This window comes from Ruegeria sp. BI11, assembly GCF_056538005.1.
This window is the reverse complement of record NZ_JBQFSM010000019.1, coordinates 25,503-44,358: the sequence shown is the minus strand read 5'-3', so window position 1 is coordinate 44,358 and position 18,856 is coordinate 25,503. Positions and strand designations below refer to the sequence as shown.

General features: G+C 55.3%; 21 protein-coding genes and 1 tRNA gene. 17 read left to right on the top strand and 5 right to left on the bottom strand.

Annotated elements, in window-relative coordinates; all coding sequences use genetic code 11:
- Positions 1-1,140 precede the first annotated feature (1,140 nt).
- The 7 genes from ACR0DT_RS23730 (at position 1,141) to ACR0DT_RS23700 (ending at position 5,890) form a co-directional block, all read left to right on the top strand.
- The gene (locus ACR0DT_RS23730; protein WP_480713136.1) at positions 1,141-1,362 is read left to right on the top strand and encodes a hypothetical protein; all 222 of its coding nucleotides are present in this window, start codon (positions 1,141-1,143) and stop codon (positions 1,360-1,362) included.
- Positions 1,363-1,599: 237 nt separating this feature from the next.
- Entirely contained in the window at positions 1,600-3,462 is a 1,863-nt protein-coding gene (locus ACR0DT_RS23725) for a ParB/RepB/Spo0J family partition protein (protein ID WP_480713135.1), read from the top strand.
- 54 nt (positions 3,463-3,516) lie between these two features.
- The gene (locus ACR0DT_RS23720; protein WP_480713134.1) at positions 3,517-3,897 is read left to right on the top strand and encodes a hypothetical protein; all 381 of its coding nucleotides are present in this window, start codon (positions 3,517-3,519) and stop codon (positions 3,895-3,897) included.
- Between the two features lie 68 nt (positions 3,898-3,965).
- Positions 3,966-4,211, top strand: coding sequence for a type II toxin-antitoxin system VapB family antitoxin (locus ACR0DT_RS23715; protein ID WP_480713133.1), 246 nt, complete (start codon positions 3,966-3,968; stop codon positions 4,209-4,211).
- Positions 4,211-4,630, top strand: coding sequence for a type II toxin-antitoxin system VapC family toxin (locus ACR0DT_RS23710; RefSeq protein ID WP_480713132.1), 420 nt, complete (start codon positions 4,211-4,213; stop codon positions 4,628-4,630). The genes ACR0DT_RS23715 and ACR0DT_RS23710 overlap by 1 nt, the downstream gene beginning before the upstream one ends.
- Entirely contained in the window at positions 4,627-5,169 is a 543-nt protein-coding gene (locus ACR0DT_RS23705; protein WP_480713131.1) for a hypothetical protein, read from the top strand. Before ACR0DT_RS23710 ends, ACR0DT_RS23705 begins: the two co-directional genes overlap by 4 nt.
- 636 nt (positions 5,170-5,805) lie before the next feature.
- Positions 5,806-5,890, top strand: a tRNA-Tyr gene (locus tag ACR0DT_RS23700).
- 195 nt (positions 5,891-6,085) lie between these two features.
- On the opposite strand, the gene ACR0DT_RS23695 is transcribed toward ACR0DT_RS23700, so the two are convergent.
- Entirely contained in the window at positions 6,086-6,784 is a 699-nt protein-coding gene (locus ACR0DT_RS23695) for an SOS response-associated peptidase (protein WP_480713130.1), read from the bottom strand.
- An 855-nt stretch (positions 6,785-7,639) separates the two neighbouring features.
- Between ACR0DT_RS23695 and ACR0DT_RS23690 the strand changes: the two genes are divergently transcribed.
- The 7 genes from ACR0DT_RS23690 to ACR0DT_RS23660 all read left to right on the top strand — a co-directional run bounded on the left by ACR0DT_RS23690 (position 7,640) and on the right by ACR0DT_RS23660 (position 12,025).
- Complete coding sequence (locus ACR0DT_RS23690) at positions 7,640-7,837, top strand: hypothetical protein (protein ID WP_480713129.1); 198 nt, start codon at positions 7,640-7,642, stop codon at positions 7,835-7,837.
- 379 nt (positions 7,838-8,216) lie between these two features.
- On the top strand, positions 8,217-8,411 hold the full coding sequence (locus ACR0DT_RS23685) for a hypothetical protein (RefSeq protein WP_480713128.1): 195 nt from the start codon (positions 8,217-8,219) through the stop codon (positions 8,409-8,411).
- Positions 8,412-9,063: 652 nt separating this feature from the next.
- On the top strand, positions 9,064-9,402 hold the full coding sequence (locus tag ACR0DT_RS23680) for a hypothetical protein (RefSeq protein WP_480713127.1): 339 nt from the start codon (positions 9,064-9,066) through the stop codon (positions 9,400-9,402).
- A 68-nt stretch (positions 9,403-9,470) separates the two neighbouring features.
- Positions 9,471-10,343 (top strand): DUF932 domain-containing protein, encoded by an 873-nt coding sequence (locus ACR0DT_RS23675; protein WP_480713126.1) that lies wholly within the window; start codon positions 9,471-9,473, stop codon positions 10,341-10,343.
- A 57-nt stretch (positions 10,344-10,400) separates the two neighbouring features.
- Complete coding sequence (locus tag ACR0DT_RS23670) at positions 10,401-10,958, top strand: hypothetical protein (RefSeq protein WP_480713125.1); 558 nt, start codon at positions 10,401-10,403, stop codon at positions 10,956-10,958.
- 61 nt (positions 10,959-11,019) lie between these two features.
- Entirely contained in the window at positions 11,020-11,307 is a 288-nt protein-coding gene (locus ACR0DT_RS23665) for a hypothetical protein (RefSeq protein WP_480713124.1), read from the top strand.
- Between the two features lie 457 nt (positions 11,308-11,764).
- Positions 11,765-12,025, top strand: coding sequence for a hypothetical protein (locus tag ACR0DT_RS23660; protein ID WP_480713123.1), 261 nt, complete (start codon positions 11,765-11,767; stop codon positions 12,023-12,025).
- Here ACR0DT_RS23660 and ACR0DT_RS23655 read toward each other — a convergent pair whose 3' ends face one another.
- A complete protein-coding gene (locus tag ACR0DT_RS23655; RefSeq protein ID WP_480713122.1) occupies positions 12,026-12,274 on the bottom strand; it encodes a hypothetical protein in 249 nt (82 codons plus the stop codon).
- Between the two features lie 696 nt (positions 12,275-12,970).
- Here ACR0DT_RS23655 and ACR0DT_RS23650 point away from each other — a divergent pair.
- The 3 genes from ACR0DT_RS23650 to ACR0DT_RS23640 all read left to right on the top strand — a co-directional run bounded on the left by ACR0DT_RS23650 (position 12,971) and on the right by ACR0DT_RS23640 (position 16,267).
- Positions 12,971-13,315 carry a hypothetical protein gene (locus ACR0DT_RS23650; protein WP_480713121.1) on the top strand — a complete coding sequence of 115 codons (345 nt, stop codon included), beginning with the start codon at positions 12,971-12,973 and terminating at the stop codon, positions 13,313-13,315.
- Positions 13,312-15,141, top strand: coding sequence for a relaxase/mobilization nuclease domain-containing protein (locus ACR0DT_RS23645; RefSeq protein WP_480713120.1), 1,830 nt, complete (start codon positions 13,312-13,314; stop codon positions 15,139-15,141). The genes ACR0DT_RS23650 and ACR0DT_RS23645 overlap by 4 nt, the downstream gene beginning before the upstream one ends.
- A gap of 88 nt (positions 15,142-15,229) precedes the next feature.
- Positions 15,230-16,267, top strand: coding sequence for a hypothetical protein (locus tag ACR0DT_RS23640; protein WP_480713119.1), 1,038 nt, complete (start codon positions 15,230-15,232; stop codon positions 16,265-16,267).
- Positions 16,268-16,519: 252 nt separating this feature from the next.
- Here ACR0DT_RS23640 and ACR0DT_RS23635 read toward each other — a convergent pair whose 3' ends face one another.
- The 3 genes from ACR0DT_RS23635 to ACR0DT_RS23625 all read right to left on the bottom strand — a co-directional run bounded on the left by ACR0DT_RS23635 (position 16,520) and on the right by ACR0DT_RS23625 (position 18,854).
- A complete protein-coding gene (locus tag ACR0DT_RS23635; RefSeq protein WP_480713118.1) occupies positions 16,520-17,140 on the bottom strand; it encodes a DUF6338 family protein in 621 nt (206 codons plus the stop codon).
- Positions 17,141-17,280: 140 nt separating this feature from the next.
- Positions 17,281-18,006, bottom strand: a complete 726-nt coding sequence (locus ACR0DT_RS23630) for a DUF6602 domain-containing protein (protein WP_480713117.1) — start codon at positions 18,004-18,006, stop codon at positions 17,281-17,283.
- Positions 18,003-18,854: a nucleotidyltransferase family protein gene (locus ACR0DT_RS23625; RefSeq protein WP_480713116.1), complete on the bottom strand. Its 852-nt coding sequence runs from the start codon at positions 18,852-18,854 to the stop codon at positions 18,003-18,005. The genes ACR0DT_RS23630 and ACR0DT_RS23625 overlap by 4 nt, the downstream gene beginning before the upstream one ends.
- Positions 18,855-18,856: the final 2 nt, after the last annotated feature.

Sequence of the window (18,856 nt, the reverse complement as noted above, 5' to 3'; positions counted from 1 at the left end):
GTCCCATCATCGCCGCGCCCTCCCACTCTCAAAACAAGTGAATCAGGACAACAGCAACCAATCAACAGACTTTTTCAACAGTATCTCCGCATAGCAGGCCTTCATACCGTCTGAACCGACCCGATGACCTACTGAAACCGTCAGATGACTGGTTTGAGCCCAAAGTGCACGAATTCTCAAAGAAAAATTGGTCTATATGAAATTATCTTTTCTGCTAATGCCTTAGATTTGAAGCTGCCGTCAGGATTGGTAAATTCGTCGGAGTGAAACACATAGTCCATCCATTCAGGATCGAGAATATTTTTCGACATCTTAGACACTTGATCGTCGATCTCATTCTCGGTTGCGGATGAGTACATTAACTTGTGCAGCTTGTTTATTTCCAAAACCAGCTCAGCTTTTTGATACATTCGATGACCTTAGCTTAGATTGCTTGTGCAATCTTAGTTGGCAACCGATCGGCAGAAAAGTCCGCTTCGCTGACATTGTATGTTGGACAAATCCCGCGCCTATGGGCGCGTGACCGCGTGCTAGTCGGACGCCAGCTGCACCGGCCTCCGACCCGAACCAATCACGCCCTTTCTCCCTTCGGCCTGCTGCGGTGAATCTGTCTCGTCCCGAGCCAGCTTAACCGCGGCCAAATGGTCGCCGGGACATGCTTGTTTCGGCCCAAAGGGTAACGCCCGCTTTTGCAATAGTCCGGGGAGATCCGCGCGGGGCGCGCGGCTCGCATTGATTATTGGACAGGGCAGGGGATCGACGCGCTGACGCGCGCTCACCCCAACCCTGGCATTGTCCAATAGTGGGGCTGCTGAGCCCGGCCGGGGGCCGGCCCCATCATCCCGATCCGCCCGCATCCTGTGTCGGGCCGGTCAAGGGGCAAGCGCCGCGCATGGCGCGTCGTCTCCACGTCAAAAAACCCGGTTCCTCCCACGCGCCGTGCGCGCGGTTCCCTCCCATTTTTTTGCCGCTCCGACCCCGTGACAGTCCCGCCCCAGGCCACAGGCAGGGCTTTGCCCTTCCTGCTCTGCCAGCCGAAAGACACGGGGTCTTTCAGCTAACAGATCAGAAGGCCGCGCCCATTAGCGGATAGCCGGGACACATCGGCAACCGCATCGCCACGAAAGAGAGAGACCATTCATGGTTACTTATCGCATTTCCTCGTCGGAATTGGTGTACGCACCAAACGTCATCGCTTGGTTTATCAGCGGCTACGCATTTGCTGATGATCGCCCCAAGCTGTTTGACGCTATGTGCAAATCGTTCCCGACCATCCCCGGCACCGCCATCGAAAAGCTTTTGTCCAAGGCCGTTCCCTACACGGTCGAGGATGGAGCGGTCGTTTTCAGCGTGGACGAATAGTCCGGTTCTGAAACGACCAACGCGCAACCTGCGCACGAAAGGAGGTGAGAATATGAGCAATGAAATCTTGCAGCAGCGTATCGCGGAAGCGTGGGCGCTAATCAGGAAGGGCGATGACTTCGACATCGGACGCCGCTTCCTGATCCAAAACGCAGCCGTTTAAGCGGCCTCGTCTCAGCCCAACAGGGCTGGGGCACCCATAACACACAACTTTGCCACGAAACAAGGATTTGCCCTATGAGCAAGCACGAAAAAATCATCGCCACATCAGCCCGGTTCCCGCTGGCCAAACTGATCCTATCGCCGCTTAACCCGCGCCAGAATGTGCCGGAGGCCGAGGTTATTGAACTGGCCGAGTCCATCTGGACCGCTGGCCTGATCCAGAGCATTGCCGGTATTGCCGACGACAATGGCGGCGCAGAAATCGTAGCCGGTGGGCGTCGCCTGCGCGCGTTGCAACATCTGGCCGAGAAACATCCGAACCTTGCCACGACGCACCCGGAACTTGCGAACCCGCTGGTCATGCTGGCCCCCGATGTTGAAACCGCCGAAACGTGGGCGAATGCGGAGAATATCAACCGCAAGAACCTGTCACCTGCCGAAGAAATCCGCGCCTATGGCAAGATGGAGAAGGCTGGGGCACCCGTTTACGGGATCGCCCGCGCCTTTGCAGTGACCGAGGCCCATGTTTATAAACGTCTGGCATTGGCGAACTTGCCTGCCCCTGTTCTGGACGCATTGGAAGCCAAGGAAATCAGTCTTGGGGAAGCCAAAGCCTTTACCCTTGCCAGTGACGAAACGCTGCTGTTGCAAGTTTTGGAACAGGCCCGCAAAGGCAACCTGTCCGAACATCAGATTAAGAACATGCTGAAACCCGACGCCGTGAGCGCGACGGATCGGCGGGCGCGGTTTGTCGGTCTGGATGCCTACAAGGAAGCCGGAGGCCGTGTTTCTGCTGACCTGTTCGCGGAAAAGACCTTGCTGGACGACGAGACAATCCTTGACCAGTGCTTTGCCGATAAGCTGGCGCAAACTGCGCGCACCATCCGGCAAGAGAACGGTTGGAAATGGGCCGAAGTGGTCAACGATACCCATTTCGGCGGCTGGGATATCGACCAGATGAAATGTGCCCGTATCTATGCTGAGCAAGGCGTTTTGACCGAGGAACAGAGCGAGCGCTATGACGAACTGGCCGAACTTGCCAATGGTGAGGTTCTGGACGAACCGGGGCAAAAGGAACTCTCAGACCTTCAAGCCATCGTGGATGGGGCATATTCGGATGTGCAGAAAGACTGCGCCGGGGTTGTTCTTAATGTCACCCATGCAGGTGGGTTGTGTGTGACCGAAGGACTTGTGAAGCCCGAGGACAAAGAGGCCGCGATTGAGGCCGGTGTTTTGGAGGCATCGAAACACAAAGCCCCGATGAAAGCGGAGACCTCGGCAAAGCCTCGCATGTCTCAGGCTTTGGCCGACGATCTGGCCCGCGTCGTGACAGGTGCGCGCCAACATGCTGCGGTCAATAACCCTGATCTGATCCTTGCCTTGCTGGCGTTTCAGGTTTCGGGCGGCACAAAGTACAGCAACCCCATCGGCCTGAGTGAGAACACCGTACCAAACTGGCCCACTACCGAGGCCAACGGCTATGCTCTGGATGACCGTCTGACAACCCCGACCGAATGGAGCGGTGACGCCTTTGACCGTGACTACGCAAAGGAGTTCCGCGCATTTCGCAAGAAAGGTGATGACCATGTTCAGGCGGAGTTGATCCGGCATCTGGCGGGCCTGTTGAGCGGCGGCGACAAGGCGTTGAAAGCCTTGATCGACAAGGAGGTCAAAACCGATATTCGCACGGTCTGGACCCCGACATTCGATAATTTTTTCAGCCGTATTGCCGGTCCCTATCTCAACGAGATTTGGAACACCGTTCTGGGTTTGAAAAAATCGCAGCCGCAAGCCGTCAGCTTTGAAGCGCTGAGGGTTGGCGAGAAGCGCAAGAAGCTGGACGCACTGTTCAACGACCCCGAAACCCGCGACGCCATGAAACTGAGCACGACTGCGCTCAAGCGGATCGACACGTGGTTGCCCGAGGGCATGGGCTGAGGAAAGCAGGGCAGGGCGCGCAAGCGCCCTGTCCCCTGGCTGGGGAACAAGAACATGACACGATCTATCTACAGAACACCGGGCACGACGGTCACGTGGAGCAGCGTCACCGAGTGGTGTCTTGCGGCGATGAAGCTTGACCGGCGGCGTTCGTCGGAGAAGCGCAACCGGGACCTGACGACCCATAGCGGGATCATGCCCTTGACTATGATCTATGCGGAGACCGACATCGAGGCCATCGAAACCGCTCTGTACCTGTTAAAATACGGCCCCTCATACCTTTGCAGGCCGACGCGGGGCAACCGGGCCGCGCATCCGTCAACGCCGATTATTGTTGCACTCAACAACCGTGCGGCTGTGTTGAAACGTGAGGCCGATGTGATCCCGCAGGGTGACAACTGGAAAGCCGTTAAAAGCGGTGAAAAAGACACCTGAATATTCGTTTTTGAATTGCTTGAATATCCATCTTAGGATATACATATAGGCAACAGGAGGATATGCATATGCCGCTCTATATTCGAGACGATGCTGTCGATGTTCTGGCCGAAAAGGTCATGATTGCAACGGGAGCCAAAACCAAAACTGACGCAGTTCGCAAAGCTTTACAAGCACAGCTTGACGCTGAGAACAATCGAAAGCCCCTCTTGGAAAGGTTGCAGCCGCTCTTGGAACGCGCCGACGCGATTGGCGTGCCGGACCCGGATTTTGACATGAAGAAATACACCGACGAAATGTATGAGGGCATGTGATGTACATTGATGCTTCTGCCATCGTTGCCATTTTGTTGCGAGAGCCGGGATATGAGGACCTTGTTCGCCGCATCGAGGCGGTCACAGATCAGTTGTTCACATCTCCTTTGGCGCGCTTCGAGGCGAGTGTTTCCTTTGCACGGGCGCGATCTGGCAAGCACAAAAAGCCAAGCCCGGAGTTGCTGACCGACAGTACAGCGGCGGTAAGCCAGTTATTGGACGAACTTTCGGTGCGCGACATTCACATTACCAGCAGCATCGGCGACGCTGCGATCCGCGCCGCCGCAGAATACGGCAAGGCGGTGGGTCATCCAGCAGACCTGAATTTTGGCGATTGTTTCGCCTATGCCTGCGCGAAGGCTTATCGCCTTAAACTCATCTATAAGGGCGATGATTTCGCCAAAACGGATATGGCATGACGACAGCAACCACACCTGTAAAAGTTGGTGACGCGGCACGCCGCGTCTGGAAGTCCGCGCAGATGTATATTGCGTTCCACAAGGATCAGAACAAGCGCCAACGCGATGAACCGAAGTTTTGGCCGCCAAAGAACGGCAGCGCGTCAATTCATGGTGCCCCCGCCGAGCAAGAGGCGCTGGTTGTGGTCAAAGCAGCTGACCCAGAGGAAACCCAGGATGTGCAAATCAAGCTACACCCCAATCGGATCGTTGTGCGCCGCGATGCTGAAATTTGGTGGCAAGGGGTTGCGGTTGATGATCATTCTGTGACCGTCCGAATGGCAGACGGCACAATCATTGAGGTTCACCATGATGGTTCTGTCAAACGTCGTGCCGCCGAAGATGAAACCCATGTCGAAGCGGACGGCAGCATTTTCAAATGGACCGAACACGCTGAGACAACAATGACCGGTGACGGGATCGAGATGACCCGCCGCACTGAGGACCGGATTACCGCGATCACCTATGACGGCGTTGTCGATCGGGTGCGCAATCGTTGATCTGAAAGGAGTTTGTTTTGGAATATTTCGTATTCGCAGGTTTTGCTGTTGCTGCAATCTGTGTCTGGATCATGTTCGAGGGCACGCCCGACGATCAAAAAAAGAACCTTGAAACATCTATAGCTTGGACGTGGCGCTCCGGGCGGCGCTTGGTTGTTTACGTTTTTGGGTTGAGCTTTGCGGTAAGCGTTATTTCCTTCACAATTCATGCCCTGACATGAGCCCCAGCTAATTGATCAAAATTCCTCTCGTGGCGAGAGAACTTGGCCCGCTTCGGCGGGTCTTTTCTTATGTGCACGAATATCAAGTGTGACCGCTGATGCTTCGAGAGATTAGCTCGTCCTCCGACGACTGCTTCGAGCCCTCTTTACCAGAATACTAAGACACCGCGAGCGCATGATTTAACCTGTTGTTTTATGCAAATTACCGTGCTAGTTGGCCGCTATGAAACTGATGAACCAAACACTGGCCTATTATATCTAACGGACGCGGAAGCGTCCGAATAATGGGCGCTGGTCGATAGTTTCAAACTCCACACACACCACCAGACCCATTCCTTGCCTTGGTAGCTATGCTTCTAGAGCGGCACCTAAAATAGTGCTCATCAGTGGCGAATTTCCCCAAGGCACCAACTCAGGGGAGTTGGCAGAGCGGTCAAATGCGGCGGACTGTAAATCCGTTGGGGCAACCCACCTAGGTTCGAATCCTAGACTCCCCACCAAACTAAATCGGTCAGATGAAAGGCGGGTCAACTGACCACTTTCTGTGTAGGTAATTGCTTACGGAATGTCTCAAAAGTCCCGCATTTCCGAGATTGTTAGTTGAGCACTAGAGCCCAACCGGATCGGGTGGTGAGTTCGGCTGTTAACCTGATCCGTGCAGAGCACGGGCCAGGGCCGAACGACATCTTTCATTGTCACTCGGCCGCGTCCGATTTCTCACCAGTAAATGCCAGTTCCAGCAGATCGTCAGGTAACGGCCTCTGCAGCCTTGCGGCCTCTTCCGGTGAGCCATGCAACCAGGTCTCAAACTCTTCGGCTGTGCTGAGAATAACTGGCATGGCTTTGGGATGGATCGGCGCAACAATGGTGTTCGGCTCGGTTGTCAGGAAGGCCATAGCCGAGATCCGTTGCCCCCCGTCACGAAGCGCATCGTCGGACTTCTTGCGCAGACCGTCTTTTTCCCAATCCCAGCGGCGCATGAAGCCAGCAAACGCAAACGGTGGCCTCGCTGTTTCACCTTTCATGCGAAACCAGCTCGCCGCTTTGATCGGCTTTCCGGTTGTTCCGAGGATCTTTTCTGTCGGGTGGTATTCCGAAAACGAAGATGCGGGCACAAGGCATCGTTGCGACCTGTCCTCGATCACGTGTTTCCACGGCCAACCACTCAGGTTGCGCACATTGGTCACCCAGCCGAATTTTGCCTTGTTCCAACCCCATCGGGCGAAACGCAACGATCTGTCACCCGTAACGTCAGCGGTCACGATCACCGATTGCCCATCTGGAAAGATTGCCGGTTGTGCCGATGCGTTGCCCAGCTCATCACGCGCGGCAGGCACGTCGAACAATTGCCGCATGGCTTCTTGCGTGGTCGTATTCGAATAGAGGTTACACATTCAGACAGGCTATGCGCGCAGTTCGGTTTGGACAAGGTTGTGCGTGTTCTTTATTTGTTCTTACTATGCCTGCTTCGAATCCACCCATACGCGCGCATCCCGGTAAACCGTTTCGCACCATGAAGGACGCGGCTCAGTCGCACCAGGTCTTGACCCTGCGGTGTAACCTTTGCCGCCGCCGAGTGACCTATCTCGCCTCCGATCTCGTTGAGATCGTCGGCCACGACTGGCCGCTCGATATCCCTCCGTTTGCATGTCATAAGGATGGCCGTGAATACATGCACGTCGAAGTCTGGAACCCACGAGCTGAAGACATTGGCCGCGTTCCTGTTCGTCGCCCTGGCCGTGTTATTCAGACGTGGCAAACAGTCATGCTCGGAGATTGAGCATTGCTTTGAAAATCCGGCCCTCCACCTCCGCCGACAGGAAAGGGCGACTTGCACCGACAATGCGCCCTTAATCTTTGTTCCGCAGGTCATCCCATTTCGGGAAAGCGACCAGCTCGCGGATCTGCACACTGCGCCTGTGTCGGATCGAGGCGATGTCGCCGCGTATTGCGGTTTCACACTGTTCAAGCGTTCCGCGCGCTTCGGCCCCAGAAGATCTTGCCTTTCACTCGGTCTGACAGCCTCAAACCCGTTGCCAGTGAAGATCCTCGCTGACGTGTTTCTTCTCTGATGAACATAATCGGGCAGTCGTGGTAGCCGCGCAGCCCCCGTTCCGGGCGCTCCACTTCAACAGGTAATTTCCCCTGCGCCTTCTGCGCATTCCTCGCGGAACAAATTACCTGCTGACAACCCCTTTATGCCCGCTTCTCCCATGTTCATCGAAACACTCAAAAGCGAGGATCAACCAATGGCAACTCAAACTCTGAAACTGAACGTCAAAACCGGTGAAAAAGATGGCAAGAACTTCTGGAACCGCTGCGGTGTCGCCTTTGTAAACACCGACGATCACGGCAACATCACCTCGATCCAGGTCAAACACGATATGTTTCCCGGCGTCGAAATGGTTGCTTTCCCGAAACGGAATGACGACGACGATCAGAACTGAGGGAAGGGCAGGGCGGCGCAAGTCGCCCTTTCCATTGCTCCGGCTCCGAGCCGGACAACATGAGCGCCAAAAACGGCGCTCTCGTTGGTCGCTCGGGTTCCAATCGTCGCAAGTTGAACACGGTTCGTCACAACCATGTTCCTTCCTAAAATCTGAGATTGATCCACAACTTGGACGAAACTACCAAAGTATCAGTCCCCTCCTGAGGACTTACAACCGTAATCGCCATGGCGCGCAGGTTCCTGCATCACATCCCAGCAGACCTGATCTTTTCTATCCCAACGATCGCGCCATGGCGGTTGCAGCCTTCCAACTCTGATTTCCCGATTTCAAAAACGAACAAACTTTCAAAGCTCCTAGCTTTGAAAGGCGAAATCGAATGACGACGAAATCCGTTTCAGCCCACACCACCGTCGAGCTGATAACACACTACAAGTATTCAGACCTGGAAACCGTTCAGCAGAAGATCAGTGAACTGATTAATCTTAAAAATCGAACCCTAGAGCAGACCGTTACCTTGATTGAATTGAGCACGTTGAAAGAGGGTTTGTTGAAGTATGCGACAGGGGATTAAAGTGATGTGGCAAATCCCGCGCCCTTGGGGCGCGTGACCGCGTGCTAGTCGGATGCCGGCACACCGGCCTCCGACCCGAACCAATCACGCCCTTTCTCCCTTCGGCCTGCTGCGGTGAATCTGTCTCGTCCCGAGCCAGCTTAACCGCGGCCAAATGGTCGCCAGGACATGCTTGTTTCGGCCCAAAGGGTAACGCCCGCTTTTGCAATAGTCCGGGGAGATCCGCGCGGGGCGCGCGGCTCGCATTGATTATTGGACAGGGCAGGGGATCAACGCGCTGACGCGCGCTCACCCCAACCCTGGCATTGTCCAATAGTGGGGCTGCTGTGCCCGGCCGGGGGCCGGCCCCATCATCCCGATCCGCCCGCATCCTGCGTCGGGCCGGTCAAGGGGCAAGCGCCGCGCATGGCGCGTCGTCTCCTCGTCAAAAAAACCGGTTCCTCCCACGCGCCTTGCGCGCGGTTCCCTCCCATTTTTTTGCCGCTCCGACCCCGTGACAGTCCCGCCTCAGGCCACAGGCAGGGCTTTGCCCTCCCTGCTCTGCCAGCCGAAAGACACGGGGTCTTTCAGCTAACAGATCAGAAGGCCGCGCCCATAGCGGATAGCCGGGACACATCGGCAACCGCATCGCCACGAAAGAGAAGGGCCAAACATGGCTAATGACATTCAAAACCCGAACGACCCGAGCTATTGGAGCCGGGTTAAAGCTTCCACTTCCCTGAGAAATGCCAACGCCGCTTTCAAAACGGAAAGCGCAAAGGTGCGCGTGGGCATGATCTACGAGGCATATATTGCCGAATTGGCCGTGTTGGTCAGTTCAACGGCCCGCACATTCGGCCTTTCGGCTTTTCCGGGTTCATTGCAGGCATTTCGCAATGACTGCGCCAACCTGATGCACATTCCCGAACTCGCGGAAACGGATGCGGCAGACCTCGTTGCGGAAGGCGAACAGGCCACCCGTGACGCCGCAGAAGCCCTCTACGGCGCGTAACCCCTGCAGTTTCAGTGAGTGCGCCCGCAACGTCGGGCGCCCATCCCCCCTAGATTCGGAGAAATACTATGAGCTTTAATCGTTACATGCGCGGAATGTCTTGCGGTGGTCTGGTCACTGGTGAGGCCCTGACCGACGATCAATTGCGCAAAGCCGTGCCCTCGATCTTCGCAACCGAAGCCCACGAAAGCCGGTCTGATCGCTTTGTTGCGGTTCCGACAATCGACGTTCTGACCGGGTTGCGCAAGGAAGGCTTTGACCCGTTCTTTGCCCAACAGGCCAACACCCGTACACCCGGCAAGGCCGAGTTTACCAAGCACATGATGCGCCTGCGTCACCGCTCGATCACCAATGCCGAAGGCGAAGCCTTTGAAATCATCTTGGTCAACGCCAATGACGGAACATCGTCTTATCAAATGGTGCCGGGGTTTTTTCGGTTCGTCTGCGCCAACGGCCTGATGGTCGGTGACAGTTTCAACGAGGTGAAAGTTCGTCATTCCGGTAATGCCATTCATGAAGTGATCGAAGGGGCGTACACCGTTCTGGAAGATGCGCCAAAGGTGGCCGAGCGGGTCGAAACCTTCAAGGGGATCGCGCTGGACGCCGCCGAGCGCAAAGTGTTCGCGGAAGTGGTGCACGAACTGCGCTTTCCTGACGCTCTCAAAGAGAACGGCAAGACCGCGCCGGTTCAGGCCGATGCCCTGCTGAAAACCCGCCGCAACGCCGACCGCCTGTCCGATCTTTGGACCGTTGGCAATGTCCTGCAGGAGAACGTCATCAAGGGCGGGCTGCAGGGCCGCGTCAAAGATGGCAACGGCCGCACCCGTCGCCAGCGCACCCGCGCCGTTGCCGGGATCGACCAGAACAAGCACCTGAACCGGGCAATCTGGTCTCTCACCGAAAAGATGGCCGAGCTGAAGGGCGTAAGCCTCGCAGCCTGAGAAACATCGCGCGGCTCGATCCGGGCCGCGCCTTCCACCGAATTTGGAGCCGAGACCATGCAAACAAAAATCGCCAACACACCCGCGCACAACCGATTCAACAACCTGCCAATTGGTGACACGCTGGATGGGTACGAATGGTTTGAAATCATGCCATGCCGCTATGATGCTGGCGAAGAATGCGCCGTTCAGTGCGAGGCCGGAGAGGTCGAGTTCTGGACCATTTATGGTCGCAAAAACGAAGGCGGCAAAGACGAGCCCGAGTTTTTGGCAACAGCTATCCATGACGCATGGGACGCCCGCGAGATTGTCAGGATCGCCCGCCAGATCGCCATCGAAACCGGAAAGGGTTTTCTGGCCGGTGATGTTGCCTTTGGGCAGTTTCCTCGCCGCGACGGCCGACTTGTGCCGGTGACTGACTTCATTGAGTTGGCCGAGGATCTGACGACCGCCATTCATGAGGACATTTGGGAACGCATCCCGCACGACGATCAGCGCGAGGATGATTTTGCCAACAATCCTCTGGCCGCGCTGCGTGAGGCGTTTGTCACCTATTCCGACTATTCGGGTTCCGACCAGTTCGAACCGTATCAACCCGAAGCCACCACTCACTGAAACCCTGCAAAGCCGGGAGGCCGCTTTAGCGGCCCCCGCCATTTGTTCGATGGAGAAGATCATGCAGCAACTTGATTTGATACCGATGGCCCCGACCGAGAAAGGCACCTACGGCGCGAGCTGGTGGGCAGGCGCTTGGGAGTGCCGGAATCTCGACGGGTATTTTCAAACCCGCGAGCAGGGCAGGGGGCCTTGGAAATTCGTGATCTATGGATTTGGTGACGACGAGGTTTCTGTCTATGGCGTCAATCCGTTTGGTGAGTTGATCCACCAATGCGTGCCCATCGATGGACAGGACCGCATTACCATCCTCGGCCGGAAATACGGCCGGGACAACTGGCAGCACTAAGCCGGGCGAAGCCCGAAATCAGCGACACGAGGGACAGGGGCGATAGAGTTCATTGTTTCCCAAACGGCGACACCGAGGCGTGCGACGGTTGGTTTTGGTGTCCCTTGCCACCCAGGGGCCTGCGCCCCTAGGCGGCTGCACGACGGGCGCTTCGCTTAGACGGCCGCTGCGGCGGCCGGCACAACATAGCCGTGCGGCACCTGGTCCATCCGTTGAGTTTCGTGTCCGGCTGTTAACCTGGCCCGCGCCAGCGCGGGCCAGGGCCGGACGGCCCACCCCCACACGGTCTTGTCATTCTACCACACCGGTAAAGGACTTCGCGTCGCGTTCCGCGCCGCTCGCACGCCGCCTACGGCGGTCCTTGACTCGGCGTGTCCAAATGCCCGCGACCGTGCAGGGCGGGCGAGTTCGCTTTGCTTCCAGACGGTTTTCAACCTATATTCAAAAGGAGATCATCATGAGCACGAGCGACATGACCGAAGCTGAAATCAGACTTGCAGACGACAAGATGCGCGCTGAGATTGCAAATCTCAATGCGCTGACTGCGAAGCTGGCTGCAGAAACCTTCAAGCTTAATGCTGAAGGCCGTTGGTACCCGATAGCGGTTTCAACTGGCTTGGTTGGCGCCATCGCTGCAATCACAGCCGTGGTTCTGAAGGTCTTCGGAGCCGCTTTTCTGCGTCTCCGCATCGCGTCGGGATCACGGTATCAGCATTGATCAGCGACGCTCCTTTTTCCCATCATCCACGGTTCGAGCGAGATCCGGATAACCTGCGCCGCACCGATTGTGCAGGGTCAGCCCGTGCTTTTCGCGGGGGCAGGATTTGGCAATGATCTTGAGCGCGTCGGGAAGCGGTGTGCTTGCGCCGACCAGTTCAATGAACCGCTCTTTCGGGTACTGGCCGTACCGTCCACAGGTCTCACATTTGATCCGCACCAGATCAAACGGGTAATCCCATGCCCTCACAATGCACAACCTCCAGTGGTGGCCTTTGTTTGCCGCTGCCAAAACGCGACTGCTGCATTCGCAGCATGTACCTCACGGTGCCGCACAGAGCCACCCTGAAGGTTAGGGCGCGCGGTTTGGATTATCCGCTCCGGACAAAAAGCACCGACCTGCAGCCTGCAGGTCGGAAGTGGGGACCTCGATCGGTCCCGCGCCGGTCCGGCCCGTCAGTCTGGCGTCATCCGTGGCCGAGAGTCGGCCCGAACAGTTGGCGCGCTATCCTGACCGGCAGCGCTGGTTCCAACCGTTCGGCACCCGCCGCCCTGGCGGCGGGGAATTGAGCGCGCTGAGGCGCGCGGCAATTGCCATAATGAACTTTAACGTGCCGGAATGTGACGGGCGCTGTTCGGGTCACTCGCAAATAAGTGCGAGCGCCCCTGCGCCAGTCCTCCGGCACCCACGCCTGCTGGAAGGAAAAGGGACGGAACCCTTTTCCCGGCGTGGACATAGCCTCCTAGAGCAGAATTACTCCGATCACGATTGGAGAAAATGAGGATTTCTCAAATCGCATCGGTCTACTCTAGGAGATTCTGACAAGATTAGGTGGTTGTGTTACAAAATACGCTGAGCTATTTGTAGACTATGAGCAAAACTGCCGATACCGACGTGTTCTCCGTCCGATTGCCCACTGACGCAATCACCCGATTGGAGGTTGCCGTGAAATCTCTCGGGGCCAAAAGTCGGAACCAGGTTATCTTGCGTCTTGTCTATCGGTTGATCGGCTATCTCGACCCTGACCCGGCAGTTGTGGATCTCTGGCAAAAGCATCTGCGTCAGGTCCAGGGCGGATACACCAACCTCAACCAACTCGCGAAGTCGGCCAAGCGCGGGACCGTGGTTTGGACGGATGACGACCGCCGCGATGTTGAAAATCTCCATCGTGCGATCATCCAGCACCGTCAGGACCTGAAGGCGATGATTAGCGCTGCACGCCGGAACAGGGAACCGGAATCCGCCATTCGACGGATCATGAAAGAAGATCACTGGGAGCCCGATACATGACTTCTGCGGCACTTGATCTGACAGCATCCCAGCTCTTCGAACTGGCATTTCGTGAGGCCGACAAGGGCATTGATCTTTCAAAGCGGATCAACGCACAGTTGCAAGCGGCGAAGCGCTTCAAGTTCTTGGTGTCACGTGCCTCGTCAGTCAAAAGTCGACTTGGGGCCGTGTATGGGAAGCCCGAGGCTGTCGTGAAGCACGTTCAAAAGGGCGGTGTGAAAAACGCCAAAGAGCTTCGCCGCCAGATCAATTATCTAACCCACCGGGCAGAGGGCGTTCTGGACATTCGGGACAATGGCGTGACCTCCCTCGATGCCGATCAGGTGAGTGATCTGATCGAAAGCTGGGCCGACGAATTCACTGGCAAAACGAATTTTGGTTACACCCGCCACATGATCGTGTCCTTCCCGGAAGGCACCTATCCGGACGCGGCTCACCAATCAGCTTTGGAGTTCGCTGACCGCGTGTTCGGCAGCGGTGATTTTGGCGATACGTGGGACTACCTGACGGTCTTTCATCAGGATACCAACAACCCTCATTTGCACCTCGTAGTGAACTGCCGGGGCGTCGAAAATGGTCAATGGTTGAAGATGGGTATGACCAGCGAAATGAACATCGACGTCTTACGTTCGATCCATGCTGAAGTGGCCGATCAATACGGGATTGAGCTGACCGCAACCACGCGTCTTGAGCGCGGCTTACGGCAAGAAGTGGAGACCGACACGTGGAAGGCTCAAGCCGGAATGTCGGTAGTCGAAAACACTCCGGAAGTTGAAGTGACCGCCCGCGAGAATGCCGCCGATGTGATGACATTATCCATCGCAAGAATGTCCGATCTCTTTGATGAGCGCGCTGAGGCGGTCAAAGAACAGATCGAAGAATTTGCCATTCAACTTGTGGAGGGAGACGAACCAATGGTTTCGAAGATGGAACATCTGTTAGATCAGGCCGACCATTTTGACGACTATGGAGAGCCGGGCGAGCCGGATTACAAGTCTCCCGAGCTGATGCGAAAGCTTCGCGAGCATGTCACATTAGGCGGTGATGCGGAAACAATCAGCCCTGATCTGAGGGCCCGCGTGATACAGCACATTGACGACCACCAGCACAATCCGCAGAGCGGCGGGACGCTTTCTGCCCTGGCTGATATTGTCGAATACAAGGACTATCAGGCGTCGGAAAACTACTCCGCACCAGCCCAACGCTATGATGCATATATGCGCGACACGCTGGACGAGGATGCTAATGACGGCTGGTCGAAGAAGTCCTCTGATATCCTGCAGTCCATCGAGAGAATGGAAGGGTTGGCGCGCGAGGTCGAAGACCCCAATCTGCGCGTCTCAATGGATATTCAGATAGGCGAGTTGAAAGGCGACGTCGCGAATATGCGGCCCAACGATCCTAACCTGCAAGCCTTCATCATCGAGGACAAGCGTTACTCGACCCTGATGGACACCGCAGAAATGGACACTCTGGATTACCCGCAAGCTGCTGAATGGGCAGAGATCCGCAAGGACATTACAGAGACTGCCACCAGCTACGGCTTGGATGGTGAGGCTTTCATTGCTCGTTTTGGCGACCATCACAACGTCACTTTGGGAACAACAATGAGATGGCGCAGCGACGATATTTCGACTGCGGTGGCCCACTTCCAGGCTCAAGGATTGTCCGACAGCTACGACCGGGCTGAGGCCGTTGTTGACGATTTGCACCAGCTCGCATCCACCAGGATCATCGCAATCTCTGAAGAACTCTCAGACGTCCATGCTCACGCGACGCACCCGCTCCTGCAGGGGCGCGGTGACGATGATGGGCACAGCATCTAAGGAATTTCTCGATCTACCTAATGTGTGCACCAACGTAATCGGCAAATCAGGCCACGAGTTGCCACCAACTCACACAAGGAGAAGCAACATGGTTTCGCGCACCGAGTACCTTTTGAACGAAGTCGAACATTTCGCACCTTATTCTAAATTTAACCGGTTTGGTGACCATGAGGACCGCGTTTCAGAGCAGGTTGACGTCATCACGAAAGAGTATCGACAGATGGGATATGACGATGCTGCCATCGGTGGCCGAATGGCTGACATCGAGGAGCAGGCCAGCCGCCGCGTTGACGAACATATTGGCCAAGCTGACCTGATCAATGAATTTAAGATCGAACTTGAAACCGCTGAGAGGACGGGGGTGCCGGCTGATTTGGCCGATATGCGTGTTCTGGTTTCTCAGCACATGACCGAGGCGCAGGAATATGATCTGCATCTCCCTTACTACTCGTCACTTGCGGATCTGACCGGCGACAAGGATTTCCAGGGTTCGGATGACTACCAGTCGCCCGGTGATCGCTATGTGCAATACATGCAATCTGCATTGGGGCAGACCGGATTCGAGCATTACGAAGAACAGACCAAAGACATCGTGAAATCCATCGAGAACATGGAAGCGCTTGCCCGCGAGGTCGAAGATCCGCACCTGCGCGCCGCTATGGATGTGCAGATCGGCGAGCTGAAGGGCGATGTTGCCGAACTGCGCCCCTACGACGCCGACCTGCAGGCATACACCGTTGCTGACGGCAGCTACACCACAACCATGAATGCGGCCGAGCTGGATAACCTGGGCCCGACAGAGGCCGAAAAATGGCTGGCTGTGCGCGATGACATTGTGACAACCGCCAACAGCTTTGGTCTGGACGGCAACAAGTTCCTGGCGCGCTACAACGACCACGACGGTGTGTCGATCGGCACAACCGCGACGTGGAGGGACGCGGACATTTCCGCGGCTGCTGCTCATTTCAACAGCCAAGGCGTTCCGGACAGCTACGAGCGGGCCGAGGCGGTTGTTGGTAAGTTGCACCAGGTCTCATCCAGCAAGATCGCCGCCGTGGTGCAGGAGATTGCCCATACTCGCGAACAGGTGACGCACACTCACGAGGATGATGGGCATAGCCTGTAGACCTTTGGGGAATGCGGCGCCAGCGGTTCAGCTCCGCGGGCTGCGCGTGCAGGCAGTTAAGCCAAGAAACGATTGACCCAGCCGATTTACTTAGGTTTGGCGACAGATGACGTCGTTTTAGGTGGTGTGGGTCGAGAAGTGCTTTGAGACGCGCCACCCCCAGATGTTGGTTTGTAGCCGTTTTGCACAGTTGTGCTTGGACGTGGCTTGTACCCTTCTGAAAGCACAGTTCTTTTTACACTCTTTGACATTTTAGGACTCCGCGCCATCTAAAAACTCTATTGAGCGAACACCACTCAGATTGACTAGGGCTGACCGGCCAACTTCTTTTTCCTGCCATTGCCCTTCTTTATCGACATCATATAGGCGCTCAAGATAAATGTCGCTACGATTAGTGTCATTCGCAGCCAGCGAGTTTTCTCCATAGTAGCCGTAAACTTCCGCGCCATCTTCAAACGAGATGATTACGAACCCTGGAGATCTTTGGTGAGTGAACGCGTAGTCATAGGCTCTTCGAATTGGGTGTTCAATTGGCATTGAGAGCCTGCGCAACAAAGCATGGTTCCAACCCTTAGAGAGATTCCAACCGGCAAAAACGCCAATAAGTGTCGGAAGAATAAGAATTTCGATATAGAACGGTGCTTTTGCCCCGAGGCTAATGGGCAAAAAGCCAAACACCCAAAAAATGACTGGCAGCGCGATTCCGAAGAGTAGCTGATTGATAAGGCTGAAGATAACAGCTTCTAGGACAGTTTCAGTAGGTTTTGGTCTCTCAGCAACAACAAACCTCGACCTCACTGAGATGATAATAAATCCTGACAGAAGATACTTAGCGAAAAAATCAAAAGTATCCGGCGAGATTAAGTTCTGCATCAATTATGCCGCCTTGGGATCATGAACGAACGAGACAATAACAGTCTGCGGGCTGCTGTCATCCCTTCTAACCTCTTCTGCTGTCACAAATATACCAAATCCTCTCGGTCAAAAAAGTTTCAGCTATCGGGCTTTGCAGCTCAATCAATCCAAGCGCTATAGGCTCGTATGTCCATCATTGGTACTGTGCCGAGAGTTTGTAAGCGCGCGATTAGTTCGAATAGAAACTTGGTCGTCGCACGACTTGAGTTAGTGCGGATGTTTCTTGATGTGGTTTCGTCGAACTCAAAGATGCCATGTGCGGCAACACATCCTAGGTCGAGCCGGCTGGCCGCGCTGACATCCAAATCAAGCTGAGCTTGGAGTGGTTCGCCAAGTGGCGGGTTCCAGCCGCTCGCGAGACCAATAAGGCCACCGATGATGTGTTTGGGAAGAACAGGTTGGGCAGTACCATTCGCAGTAGGAACTGGAATGCTTGTGCGATGGAGGCGGCGGACACTGGCTAGTTTTTTTCGCGCGTAGTCAATGTTGGCCGCGTTTACCGTCTGTTTCGCTTCAAATACAGCGTAGATGCTCTCTGCTGGGACCACTTTGGCTCCCAAGAAATCAAAGACAAACGGCGAATACTGTCGATCAAAAATTACAACGTCAATTTGATCACTAAACGTGCCTTCGCTGTCCACCACATGAGCACTGCAGACCCGGTATCGACTGGGAAGATACGTTTCTAGTAAGCCGATCCAGATTGCTTCAGACGTATCACCTTTAGTGCCCGGGTGATTCAATGCTTGACGCGCAACATTTAGCTCCGTTTCGATCCGGCTGTGCAAGCTGGCAAACAGTTGGGTAAGAGACCACTCGCTCATGTCACGACTCCTGACCACTGACCGGACAGAGCCTGAGTTGCCGCTGTTGCTACAGACTGTTTTTCAGCGGCCGATAAATCATCCGAAATCACGTTGTTGGTATTAGCTGGATCGATAATTCTGATTGTGGTGAGCCTATCGCGGAAAAAGCGTAGCGCATGTACTACATTGTCGGATAGCTTACCCAGCGGTTTTCCATGCAGAGCATGAAGTGTGGCAAGTTCTAGGTAGATGGACGGAAACTCTAATCTCTTTTGATCACGCCACAATTTCAGCACTCGAATTTCCTGGGTTCTACCGCTGTCACGCACCCTGTTAACGTGCGTTTTAATATTGGTTTTTGTCCAAGTATTGGCCTTTCGGCGGTAGAGACTATGATCGCTGCCGTATTGGCTCTGGCGTTTCCCTGGAACAAGATCAACTTGATAGCCATCGACTACAATGCCGAGAGACACGTTCTGTTCGCGAAAATGATAACCATGTTCTCGCAAACAGTTCCCCAGCGAACTGTGGATTCGCCCCAAACTATCTGGAGTAGTGCTCGAAAGCGAAAGCAACAGATCAATATCCGTGCCAGCCCGATTGCCAGTTCCTTTTGCGATAGATCCACTCGGCTCGATGTTGAGTAGATACCCGTTTCCCCAACGATACAGCATAGGAGATAGGGTAGTCGCCACGCGATAGACTGGGGACAACAAACCATGATTGACTTGCTCACGGCCCAAGATACTCTTCAAATACTCATCCGGCCCCATTGTACTAATTGTTCCACTTCTATCTCTGATCACACCTATATAGGGTATATCCAGAGTGAGTTCATTACGCGGCGGGACAAATTGCAAACCCATAG

What these genes read in the sequence shown, in the direction of transcription:
- ACR0DT_RS23660 (WP_480713123.1), top strand. Translation starts at nt 11,765, where the DNA reads ATGAGCACGAGCGACATGACCGAAGCTGAAATCAGACTTGCAGACGAC.
- ACR0DT_RS23645 (WP_480713120.1), top strand. Translation starts at nt 13,312, where the DNA reads ATGACTTCTGCGGCACTTGATCTGACAGCATCCCAGCTCTTCGAACTG.
- ACR0DT_RS23715 (WP_480713133.1), top strand. Translation starts at nt 3,966, where the DNA reads ATGCCGCTCTATATTCGAGACGATGCTGTCGATGTTCTGGCCGAAAAG.
- ACR0DT_RS23695 (WP_480713130.1), bottom strand. Translation starts at nt 6,784, where the DNA reads ATGTGTAACCTCTATTCGAATACGACCACGCAAGAAGCCATGCGGCAA.
- ACR0DT_RS23720 (WP_480713134.1), top strand. Translation starts at nt 3,517, where the DNA reads ATGACACGATCTATCTACAGAACACCGGGCACGACGGTCACGTGGAGC.
- ACR0DT_RS23725 (WP_480713135.1), top strand. Translation starts at nt 1,600, where the DNA reads ATGAGCAAGCACGAAAAAATCATCGCCACATCAGCCCGGTTCCCGCTG.
- ACR0DT_RS23680 (WP_480713127.1), top strand. Translation starts at nt 9,064, where the DNA reads ATGGCTAATGACATTCAAAACCCGAACGACCCGAGCTATTGGAGCCGG.
- ACR0DT_RS23640 (WP_480713119.1), top strand. Translation starts at nt 15,230, where the DNA reads ATGGTTTCGCGCACCGAGTACCTTTTGAACGAAGTCGAACATTTCGCA.
- ACR0DT_RS23730 (WP_480713136.1), top strand. Translation starts at nt 1,141, where the DNA reads ATGGTTACTTATCGCATTTCCTCGTCGGAATTGGTGTACGCACCAAAC.
- ACR0DT_RS23710 (WP_480713132.1), top strand. Translation starts at nt 4,211, where the DNA reads ATGTACATTGATGCTTCTGCCATCGTTGCCATTTTGTTGCGAGAGCCG.
- ACR0DT_RS23685 (WP_480713128.1), top strand. Translation starts at nt 8,217, where the DNA reads ATGACGACGAAATCCGTTTCAGCCCACACCACCGTCGAGCTGATAACA.
- ACR0DT_RS23625 (WP_480713116.1), bottom strand. Translation starts at nt 18,854, where the DNA reads ATGGGTTTGCAATTTGTCCCGCCGCGTAATGAACTCACTCTGGATATA.
- ACR0DT_RS23705 (WP_480713131.1), top strand. Translation starts at nt 4,627, where the DNA reads ATGACGACAGCAACCACACCTGTAAAAGTTGGTGACGCGGCACGCCGC.
- ACR0DT_RS23675 (WP_480713126.1), top strand. Translation starts at nt 9,471, where the DNA reads ATGAGCTTTAATCGTTACATGCGCGGAATGTCTTGCGGTGGTCTGGTC.
- ACR0DT_RS23630 (WP_480713117.1), bottom strand. Translation starts at nt 18,006, where the DNA reads ATGAGCGAGTGGTCTCTTACCCAACTGTTTGCCAGCTTGCACAGCCGG.
- ACR0DT_RS23635 (WP_480713118.1), bottom strand. Translation starts at nt 17,140, where the DNA reads ATGCAGAACTTAATCTCGCCGGATACTTTTGATTTTTTCGCTAAGTAT.
- ACR0DT_RS23690 (WP_480713129.1), top strand. Translation starts at nt 7,640, where the DNA reads ATGGCAACTCAAACTCTGAAACTGAACGTCAAAACCGGTGAAAAAGAT.
- ACR0DT_RS23665 (WP_480713124.1), top strand. Translation starts at nt 11,020, where the DNA reads ATGCAGCAACTTGATTTGATACCGATGGCCCCGACCGAGAAAGGCACC.
- ACR0DT_RS23670 (WP_480713125.1), top strand. Translation starts at nt 10,401, where the DNA reads ATGCAAACAAAAATCGCCAACACACCCGCGCACAACCGATTCAACAAC.